Genomic DNA, 9,563 nt, shown 5'->3' on the forward strand with positions numbered 1-9,563 from the left:
AAAATCGCGCACCATCGCGGGATACGGATGCGCGCCCAGCACGCTGCCCAGCAGGTAATGCGTGGTGCGGACGTTGGTGACCCAGTCGCGCATGGCTTCGTTGATCGCATCTTTCAAAGTTCGCGAACCCGATTCAACGCCGCGCACCTCGGCGCCCAGCAGGCGCATGCGGAAGACATTCAGTTCCTGCCGGCGCATGTCTTCGGTGCCCATGTAGACGACGCATTCGAAGCCGAGCAAAGCGCACACGGTGGCGGTGGCCACGCCGTGTTGCCCCGCGCCCGTCTCCGCGATGATGCGCCGCTTGCCCATGCGCTCCGCCAGCAGCGCCTGCCCCAGGCAGTTGTTGATCTTGTGGGCGCCGGTGTGCAACAGGTCTTCGCGCTTGAGATAGACCTTGGCGCCGCCCAGGTGCTCGCTCAGCCGCCGCGCCAGGAAGAGCGGCGTAGGCCGCCCGGCGTAGTCGTGCAGCAGTCCCCGGAAGCGCCGCTGGAAATCGGCGTCGCGCCGGGCTTTCTCGTAGGCGCGCTCCAATTCCTCCAGCGCCGCCATCAGCGTCTCCGGGACGTAGCGCCCCCCGTACGGCCCGAAGCGCCCGGGGGTTGCCGCTTGCTTCTTCGTCTTGGTCGAATGTTTCAAGGTCTCAAAGTTTCAAGGTTTCAAGGTTCTTGTTCACCCGATCACCCGATCACCCGATTCTCTTGGCCGCTTCCACAAACGCCTTCACCCTGGCCGGATCTTTCCGCCCGGGCTCTCTCTCCACCCCACTCACCACGTCCACTCCCCAGGGATGCAGCAACGCGATGGCTCGGCCGACGCTCTCCGGCTTGAGCCCGCCCGCCAGGACCACGCGGAAGCGCTGGCCCAACTCCAGCACGAATGCCTGCGCCGCCTGCCAGTCGAAGGCCTTGCCGGTGCCGCCGGGCGCGCGCCCGCCGGCGGAATCCAGCAGCACTGCCTTCAGCACCTCTTCGGCGCCGTTGACGTAGCGCAGCGCGCTGTAAGGCTCGCCCCCCACCGGGATGGCCTTGAACACCCAGGTGCGCGCCGTGCGCGCCTCGTCATCCAGCCGGCCCCGCTCCAGGAAGCGCTTCATCAGCCGCGGGGTCTCGTGCCCGTGGAACTGCACCCCGGTCAGCCCCGCCTCCTCCACCACCTGCCAGACGCGCTCGATGTCTTCGTCCACGAAGACGCCGACCTTCTCCACCTTCTCCGGCAGCCCGGCCACGATCCCACGCGCCGCCTGCGACGTCACCCGCCGCGGGCTGCCCTCCCAGAAGACGAAGCCCAGCGCGTCCGCGCCCGCCTCCACTGCCAGCGCCGCGTCCTCCGCGCTGGTGGTCCCGCAGATCTTCACCCAGGTCATGACCCCGGTCGTTGGTCCTTGGTCGCTGGCCGTTGGCCGTCGGCCAGTTCTCAGTTCCCCGTTCCCAGTTCCCAGTTGCAGCTAGTGGCTGGCAGTTTGTTGGCTGAATGCTGCTGATATCTGACGTCTGAGGTCTGACGTCTGAAGTTCAGTCCTTCGTCCCTGCCCGCCACGAGACCACGCCCAGCGCGCCCAGAGGCGGGGCCTTGGCTTGGGCGATCAGCCGCCGCAGCGCCTCCCCCGGCGACTCCGCCCGCATCAGCGTCTCCCCGATCAGGAAGGCCTGGTAGCCCAGGTCGCGCAGCTTGCGCAAGTCGTCGCCGGAGCGCAGGCCGCTCTCCGCCACCCGCAGCGCCCCCGCGGGCAGCCGCGGCGCCAGCCGCTCCAGCGTCCCCAGGTCCACCTGGAAGGTGCGCAGGTCGCGGCTGTTCACCCCGATCAGTTCGCACTCGGCCGCTGCCGCGCGCTCCGCTTCGCGCTCATCGTGGACCTCGCAGAGCGCGTCCAGGCCCAACTCCCGCGCCCGGCGCGCCAGCGCCTTGAGCTCCGCGCCGCTCAGCGCGGCCGCGATCAGCAGCACCGCATCCGCGCGGTTCGCCCGCGCTTCCAGCACCTGGAACTCGTCCACGACGAAATCCTTGCGCAGGCAGGGAAGGTGGGTGGCCGCCGAGGCCTCGCACAGGTTTGCCAGCGAGCCCTGGAAGTGCTCCTCCTCGGTGAGCACAGAGAGGGCCGCTGCTCCACCCTGCTCCAGTTCCACCGCTAGCCGCGCCACCGGGAAGCTGCCCCGGATCGTCCCCCGAGACGGCGACGCCTTCTTCAACTCCGCGATCACCGCCGGCCCCGCCGGCAGCGCCCGCTCCAGGCTCCTGCGCAAGCCGCGGGGCGCGTGCTGCTCCGCCCGCGCGGAGAGCTGGCTGGAGTCGCCGGCCGCCTTGGCCTGCTCCACCCGGCGCCGCGCCGCAGCCACGAGTTCGTCCAGAGTCACCGGCATCGCGGGAAAACAATCAGTATAAGCCCCCGGCCTGTCCGCACGCCCTCCGCCCGCTGCCCCGCCCTCTCCGAGCGAAAGGCCTTGACCGCGCCGCGCATCGAGGGATAACGTTCCGCTCCACCCGCCCGTTCTTGCCGAGGAGGAACCTATGCAACGCCCCACCGGGGTCACCGTCATCTCCATCCTGTATTTCCTGGGCGCATTGTTTTTGACGCTGTGCGCCGTGGTGTTCATCGGAATGATGAGCGTCGCCGGCCTGGGCGCCCGCGCCCACGAGATGGGACCTCTGGCGGTGCTGGCCGGGCTGGGTGCGGTCGCGGGCGTGGTCTGCCTGATCTTCGCCGTGGTGGCGGTTGTCGTCGGCTGGGGCCTGTGGTCGCTCAAGGAGTGGGCGCGCATCGTCGCCCTGATCTTCTCCGGACTGGGGCTGGTGGGCGGAGTCGTGGGCTTCCTGGGCGCCGTCCTGCTGCGTTCCCACCTCTTCCCTGCCTTCGGAGTGATCGGGGCGGTGGGCGGACTGGTCCGCATCGCCATCAACGCCCTCATCCTCTGGTACCTGCTGCAGCCGCAGGTGAAGCAGGCCTTCGCCGCCTGAGTACCTGCCGGCCATCGGAGCGGGCGGGCGCCTGCGCCGCCTGCAGCCTGGCCGTCCGTTTGCGACCTTTTCCCGACGATTCCGGACCTGGCGGAACTCGCCCCGGCCAGCGCGCGTACACTATCCAGACCCACTCGGAGGATCCGACCATGCGTCTTGGGCTGCTGCTGTCACTCTCCCTGCTGCTTGCGGCCGGTCTCTGCCAGCCCGCCGCGGCCGCGCCCTGTGGCGGCCACGGCACCCGCGACACCATGCTGGTCTCCTCCGCCTGGCTGGCCGAGCACCTCCACGATCCCAAACTCGTCGTTCTCCACGTCGGCAGCAAGGACGACTACGACGACGGCCACATCCCCGGCGCCGTCTTCCTCTCCTACATGGACACCCATCTCATGACCGGTCCCACCGGGCTCACCCTGGAGTTGCTGCCCATGGACCAGGCCGCCGCCGTCTTCGCCCGGGCCGGCGTCTCCAACGACTCCCGCATCATCCTCTACGCGCCGGGGGAAGGGTTCGCGCCCACCGCGCGCGTCTATCTCACGCTCGACGCCATGGGCCTGGCCCCGCAGACCTCGGTGCTCGACGGCGGCCTCCTGCTTTGGAACAAGGAGGGCCGCCCGGTCTCCACCCAGGAGACCCGCCCCGCCCAACCCGGCAAGGTCACGCCGTGCCCCCAGGCCGACGTCATCACCGGCCTGGCCGAGGTGAAGGCCGGCGTCAAGCGCGCCGGCGTGGCCATCGTCGACGCCCGCAACCAGGAGTACTACACCGGCAAGACCCGGCCCGGCGACCAGCGCCGCGGCCATATCCCCGGGGCCGGCAACCTGCCCTTCGTCGATCTCTTCGACACCGACCACAAGCTCAAATCCCCGGACCAGCTCGCGGAGCTGTTCCGCCGGGCGGGGGTCAAGCCGGGCGACCGCGTCATCGCCTACTGCCACATCGGGCAGCAGGCCAGCAGCGTCTACTTCGCCGCCCGCACTCTGGGCTACGAGGTGCGTCTCTACGACGGCTCCTGGGAAGAGTGGTCGGCCCACAAAGAGCTGCCCACGGAAACCTCGACCGCTCCTTAGCGGAAGGCGACGACGGCGTCGTCCAGGGGCAGTTCGTCCCGCCTGGGGACGGAGGGATGCTTGTCCTCTTCGAAGTCGCGCCCCAGACCGAGAAACGTGAAGCTGCGGAAGAGGTAGGGGACGCCCTCCGCGCCCAGGGGAGAGTTCCCGTCCATCACCTGGAAGTGGAGGTGCGGCGCGGTGGCCTGGCCGGAATCCCCCACTTCGCCGATCACGTCCTGCGCCGTGACGTGCTGGTGCAGCCGCACTCGCACCGAGCCCGCCTTGAGGTGGGCGAACAGCACGTAGCGGCCGGGTGCGATGCGCAGGATCACGTGATTCCCCGCGATGTTCTCCAGCGTCACCGGCTGCGGCAGCTCGCCCGGCGGGTGGTCGGGGAACTCGTCCACCGCCTCGGTCACCTCGCCGTCGGCCACCGCGTAGACGGGCTGGCCGTAGCCCCAGAAGTTCTCGTTCTTCCCCCGCGAGTCGTGGAAGGTGTTGGTGTTCTTGCCCACCCTCATCCAGTCGGTGGCGAAGCGCTGCGCGATGTAGACGCGCCCGTCGAGAGGAACGATGGCGCGGCGGTGGTCGGAAGAATTCCCCGGCCCGTTGCCCGCCAACCACTCCCCGCTGCGCAGCGGCGGCTCGAGCAGCGGCGGCGCCCCTTCCGAGACTACCGGAGAGACGATCCCGCCGATCTCCGATGCCTTGCCGGCCCGCTCCCCGCCCTCCACCGTGAATGACAGGCGGTGCCGCAGGCTCGCCGGCACACGCTCTGGCAGGGGCAGCGTCAGCCACAGGAACACGATCAGCCGGCGGCCGGGATCGAGATCCGGGCTCGCGTCCGGCTCCTTCTCCGCGGACATGGACATCTTCATCGGCTGTCCCACCAGGCTGACCATCTGCGCCAGCGCCGCGCCTTCGAAGCTGGCCAGCGGTCGCTCCGCGTCTCCGCCGTACACCTCGATGCGCTGCAGCCGGAGCGGGTCCCTGCCGAAGTTGGTGATGTGCAGTTCGTAGGCGAGCACGCGCTTTCCCTCCGCCGCCACCGGCACCGGCGGCGCCGGGATGATGACTTCCACCGGCGTGGGCCGCGCGCTCGCCCCGGTTCCCGCGCTGCCCGCGAACGCCAGGACCAGGGGCAGGAGCGCTCCCAGCACCGCCCCCAGAGATCCGGAGAAGCGGAGGGCCCCGCCCGGCTTGGTCCGGCGCTTCACAGCCACTTCTCCGGGGCCTGGTCAAAGCGCTGCTTGTGGTCCTGCGAGCAGAAGTAGTAGGTCTTGCCCCTGTAGACCGACTTGGGGGCGTTCTGCGGATCCACGTCCATCCCGCACACCGGGCACAGCGGATGCTCGGCGGTGGAGACCCGCTTCTGCGCGTACTCTTGATTGGAATTCGGGTCCATCCATCCCGTCCCCTGGTACTCCAACTGGTACACGGTGGACTGCACCGCCGCGCGGCCGAAGTAGCGTTCCACCACCCGCAGCGCCAGATCGATGCCCGAGGACAGGCCGCCCGAGGTCGCCAGGTTGCCTTCCTCCACGAAGCGGGCGCCGCGACGCAACCGGATGTCGGGGTACTGCATGGCGAAGGCGGAATAGGAATCGTGATGCGTGGTGGCGGCCTTCCCCGACAGCAGGCCGGTCTCGGCCAGCACGAACGCCCCCGTACAGACCGACATAGTCACGTCCGTCGCCCTGGACGCTTGCCGGATCCACTCCAGGGAGGCTTTGCCCGCACCCTCCTGCGCGGGGATCACGATCACCTTCGGCGCCGGAGCCTTTGCCAGGGTGTAGTCGGGGACGATCTGCATCCCCCCAGAGGCGCGGATGGGCGCGGCCGACTCCGAGACGGTGTAGGTCCGGAAGGGCATTTGGTCGTCCATGGTCGGCCCCCGGGAGGGCAGCATGACGTTGTTGAAGACCTCCCACGGCCCCGCGAAGTCGATTACCACCGCGTCGTCGGAAATGAGGAAGGCGACCGGGATGGTGCCCTTGGCGGGTGCGCGCAGGGGATCGGGGATGGCCGCCGCATCGTCCGCGCCCGCGCCGCGGGTCAGTGCGCCGCCGGACAGTCTGCCCAGCACCGTCGCCGGGATGGCTGCCGCCGCCCCCAACATCGCTGATTTTTGTAGAAACTCTCTTCGCTTCATGGCGTCTCCCTTCCCCTTCCCGTTCTCCATGACGCCCCGCTTATCCCGCGGCGGCGCGTCCCAGCACGAAGCGCTCGCGGTAGCCGCTGGGCGTCACTCCGAAGCGGCGCTCGAAGGCGCGGCGGAAGGCGTCGCCGCTGTGGAAGCCCACCGAGTCGGCCACCTCTTCGATGGTCTCCCCGTGGGCGGAGAGGCGGCGGCGCGCCTCGTCCAGCCGCAGCCGCTCCACAAAGTCCGCCGGGGTCGTCCCCAAGGCCTTCTTGAAGCGCCGCGTGAAGTGCCGCGGGCACAGGCAGGCGCGCGCCGCCAGCGCCTCCACCGAGAGGTCCTGGCGCAGGTGCCCCGCCACCCACGCCGCCAGGTCGGCGAAGCGGTCCGCCGACTGCGTCTGGAAGCGCAGCGGCTCGGAGAATTGCTCCTGCCCGCCCGGCCGCTTCAGGTACACCACCAATTCGCGCGCCACCGCCAGCGCCGCCCGCGGCCCCAGGTCCTCCTCGATCAGCGTTAGCGCCAGGTCGATGCCCGCGGTGATCCCCGCCGAGCTATAGAACTTGCCGTCCTTAATATAGAGCGCGTCGGGCTCCAGCCGTACCCGCGGGAAGCGCCGCTGCGCGTCCGCGGCGTGCGCCCAGTGCGTGGTGGCGCGCCGCCCGTCCAGCAGCCCGGCTGCGGCCACGCCGTAGAGCCCGGTGCACACCGAAGCCACTCGCCGGATCCTCCCCGCGCGCTGCTTCAGCCACCCCGCCACCTGCGCCTGCGTGGCCGGCTCCCGCAGCCCCGGCCCGCCCGGGACGACCAGCGTGTCCAGCTCGGGGGCGCGCTCCAGCGTGGTGTGGGGACGGAAGACCAGCCCCGAATCCGCGGCGGTGAAGCACTGGCGCGTCAGTCCCAGCACCACGATCTCGTAGGCGCGCTGCGGCTTGCCGCCGGCGTCCTCGACGTAGGCGTTGGCGAAAGCCTCGCTCGGCCCCACCAGGTCGAGCGCGGTCAGCCCCTCGAACCCGATCATGCCCACGCGTCGCATCGTCATTCGCTCTCCTGGGCGCACTCTACGGCCTCCGCTCTTGGTCCGCAATGACGCAGGACCGACAGTTTAGGACTTGCTTGGCCGCACCGCAAGGGCTCTCGCCGAGTGATGAGACGGGCACGGCTTCCGCCATGCTGAGGAGGTCCTATTTCGCCGGGGCGCAGGCGGTTTGCTCTTCGGCGGGGCAGTTCGCTTGCTGCAGTTGGCAGGCGCGCTTCCGGTCATGCAGCTTCTGCTCGACGAAGGCGGCGTAGAGGCAGCCGTTTCCCTTCCGCCTCTCCGCATCCGGCTCGAGGCTCAGGGCTTTCTTGTACCACTGCTCCGCCAGTTCGGTCTTGCCGGCGTAATCGTAGGCCCGAGCGAGGTTCCAGTTGTCGATGGGATCGGCGGGCGCCAGCTCCACGGCTCGTTGCAGGGCGTGGATCGCCGCTTCGTCCTGGCTGAGCATCTCATAGGCCGCGCCTATGTTGCCCAGGACCTGGTGCGAGTCGGGATAATGCTCGTCTAGCACCTGCAGCAGCGCCAGCGCGGCGCGGAATTGCTTCTGCTGGAAGAGCTCGGACGTGTACGCCAGCCACACCTCCACGCCTTCGCTCCCCTTGTAGGTGCTGCAACTGTCATCCAGCGCCTTGGCCATCTCCGGATAGCGGAAGGAGATCTCCAGCAGGTGCAGCCGCCCCAGGTGGATCGAGAGGTCCTGCGGCGTCAGCTTGAGCGCCTCCTCCAGATGCTGCAGGGCCTTGTCCACCGCTTCCGGCGGGTAGCTGCTGGTCATGGCCGCGCCCCCCAGGTCGTTGGGCTGGAGGAAGACCACGCTCTCACTCTCGCAGAGCTCGACATTGGCCAGGCACTTGTGACCCTCCGCCTGCTTTCCGGCCTCGGGCGCGCGCAGCCAGGGCGTGCACAGGGCCCGCGCTTCCTTGCACTTTCCGCCTCGGATCAGGCCATTCCAGTCCCCCGCGGCCGACTCTTGCGCGCCGCAGGCGGGCACCACCGCCAGCACGAGAGCGCAACTGAGGACGAAGGATCTCATGTCTCGAGTCTGCCACTGGGCCGCCGGGGCTGCCAGCCTCCGGGCACGCGCCCTCAACGCTCGAAGAAAACGGGCCGCACCGTCCGCGGTTCAGGGACGGGCGCGGCCCGCGGGTTTGCGCGCGGACAGCGGGCTAAGCAGCCACCCGCTCCGCGATTTTGGTCTCCACCAGGTTGCGCAGCAGCACCTTGTTGCGCTCCACCAGCGCCATCTTGTCGGCCAGGCAGGTCTCCAGCAACACGCTCACGCCGTAGTGCCCGGTGATGTCGGCCGCCGCGATCAGCGCCTTGTACTCGCCGATGCGGAAGTTGACCAGGTGGTGCAGCTTGGCCAGGATGAACAGGTGCTTGGCCACCGGCAGTTGGATTTCCTGCAGCTCCTTCTTGAAGTCCTCCAGGAAGACGTCATACAGCCTTCCCGTCAGCTTCACCGGCTGCTCCCCGATCAGCTTGAAGCACTGGTCGAGCGTGGCCAGGATCTTCTCCTGCACGAACAGCCGCGCCTCCAGCGCCTGCTTGATGTCGGGGTCCTGCACGAACGGCAGGAACTCCTGGAAGATCTTGGTGATCTTCTCGGTGTTCTGCCGCACATCGCTCAACATCGTCACGAACAGTTCCTTCGGGTTTTTGATCGGCATAGTCCTGCTCCTTGGGGGATTTGGTCGGACTGGCTCTGCTTGGAAGGTTGGTTGAGTTGAGCCGAGTTAGGGGCCTGGAGGGTGATTTCAAACTAGAAGAATCCCAGCCCCGCCGCAACTGGCAAAACTACGAGATTCACTCTCTCGACACCCCGCCGCCCACCCCGCGTAAGAACTTCCGGCCCACCCCGCCCCGCGCGCGAAATTCCGATCCCGGGAGAGGGACCTGCTTCGATTGGCGGCTGGCTACCGGCGACGGAAAACTGGGTGATGGTGCCGAAGAAGGGATTGGTCACCGTGGCCCTGAAAGCCTCATAAACAGCGGCTAAACCGTTGATTCTACATACCACCCAGAATCGGCATCTTGGTTTTCCCAGTGTTATGGGTGAAATTACTATACGTTTTCGGTAGCCGTTAAGGTAGCCGTAAATCGCGTAAAACTGGGCTTAACCGCTACGCCTAGCGATCGTGGCAGGCAGCCACCTGCCCCAGAGGTCGTTTCTTCTTGGTTTCTTGCCGTTGGTCACGCCGGGCGGACGCTCAGGGCGCGGTGGGTCTAGCAATGACAAAGGGCTGGGCTTCGGGCTCGCGGCGGTAGAAGACCCTTGGCCGCTGCAGGGAGCGTTTCTCCAACTCCTCGATCTTCTGCTCGCCCTCGACGATAGCCACTTCCATGCCGCGCGTGCGCGCGGCTTGCATCAGTTGGA

10 protein-coding genes are annotated in these 9,563 nt (G+C 68.3%); 2 read left to right on the plus strand and 8 right to left on the minus strand.

Annotated features, from left to right (window positions below):
* From VEG08_11015 to trpC, 3 genes are all read right to left on the minus strand, one after another.
* Nucleotides 1-639, minus strand: a 639-nt coding sequence (locus VEG08_11015; GenBank protein HXZ28514.1) for a pyridoxal-phosphate dependent enzyme, incomplete at its 3' end; no start/stop codon positions are given.
* Nucleotides 640-688: 49 nt separating this feature from the next.
* Nucleotides 689-1,366 (minus strand): phosphoribosylanthranilate isomerase, encoded by a 678-nt coding sequence (locus VEG08_11020; protein ID HXZ28515.1) that lies wholly within the window; start codon nucleotides 1,364-1,366, stop codon nucleotides 689-691.
* Between the two features lie 148 nt (nucleotides 1,367-1,514).
* Nucleotides 1,515-2,360, minus strand: coding sequence for an indole-3-glycerol phosphate synthase TrpC (trpC, locus tag VEG08_11025; protein HXZ28516.1), 846 nt, complete (start codon nucleotides 2,358-2,360; stop codon nucleotides 1,515-1,517).
* A gap of 148 nt (nucleotides 2,361-2,508) precedes the next feature.
* Here trpC and VEG08_11030 point away from each other — a divergent pair, with 148 nt between their 5' ends.
* Nucleotides 2,509-2,955 carry a hypothetical protein gene (locus VEG08_11030; protein HXZ28517.1) on the plus strand — a complete coding sequence of 149 codons (447 nt, stop codon included), beginning with the start codon at nucleotides 2,509-2,511 and terminating at the stop codon, nucleotides 2,953-2,955.
* Nucleotides 2,956-3,104: 149 nt separating this feature from the next.
* Nucleotides 3,105-4,025 carry a sulfurtransferase gene (locus tag VEG08_11035; protein HXZ28518.1) on the plus strand — a complete coding sequence of 307 codons (921 nt, stop codon included), beginning with the start codon at nucleotides 3,105-3,107 and terminating at the stop codon, nucleotides 4,023-4,025.
* On the opposite strand, the gene VEG08_11040 is transcribed toward VEG08_11035, so the two are convergent.
* The 5 genes from VEG08_11040 to VEG08_11060 form a co-directional block, all read right to left on the minus strand.
* Nucleotides 4,022-5,224, minus strand: coding sequence for a M23 family metallopeptidase (locus tag VEG08_11040; protein ID HXZ28519.1), 1,203 nt, complete (start codon nucleotides 5,222-5,224; stop codon nucleotides 4,022-4,024). The genes VEG08_11035 and VEG08_11040 overlap by 4 nt on opposite strands.
* Entirely contained in the window at nucleotides 5,221-6,159 is a 939-nt protein-coding gene (locus VEG08_11045; GenBank protein ID HXZ28520.1) for a DJ-1/PfpI family protein, read from the minus strand. Before VEG08_11045 ends, VEG08_11040 begins: the two co-directional genes overlap by 4 nt.
* Nucleotides 6,160-6,199: 40 nt before the next feature.
* Entirely contained in the window at nucleotides 6,200-7,189 is a 990-nt protein-coding gene (locus tag VEG08_11050; GenBank protein HXZ28521.1) for a helix-turn-helix domain-containing protein, read from the minus strand.
* Between the two features lie 142 nt (nucleotides 7,190-7,331).
* Nucleotides 7,332-8,219: a hypothetical protein gene (locus tag VEG08_11055; protein HXZ28522.1), complete on the minus strand. Its 888-nt coding sequence runs from the start codon at nucleotides 8,217-8,219 to the stop codon at nucleotides 7,332-7,334.
* A 133-nt stretch (nucleotides 8,220-8,352) separates the two neighbouring features.
* Nucleotides 8,353-8,856 carry a DUF892 family protein gene (locus VEG08_11060; protein HXZ28523.1) on the minus strand — a complete coding sequence of 168 codons (504 nt, stop codon included), beginning with the start codon at nucleotides 8,854-8,856 and terminating at the stop codon, nucleotides 8,353-8,355.
* Nucleotides 8,857-9,563: the final 707 nt, after the last annotated feature.

This window comes from Terriglobales bacterium (assembly GCA_035624475.1).
GTDB lineage: Bacteria > Acidobacteriota > Terriglobia > Terriglobales > Acidobacteriaceae > DASPRL01.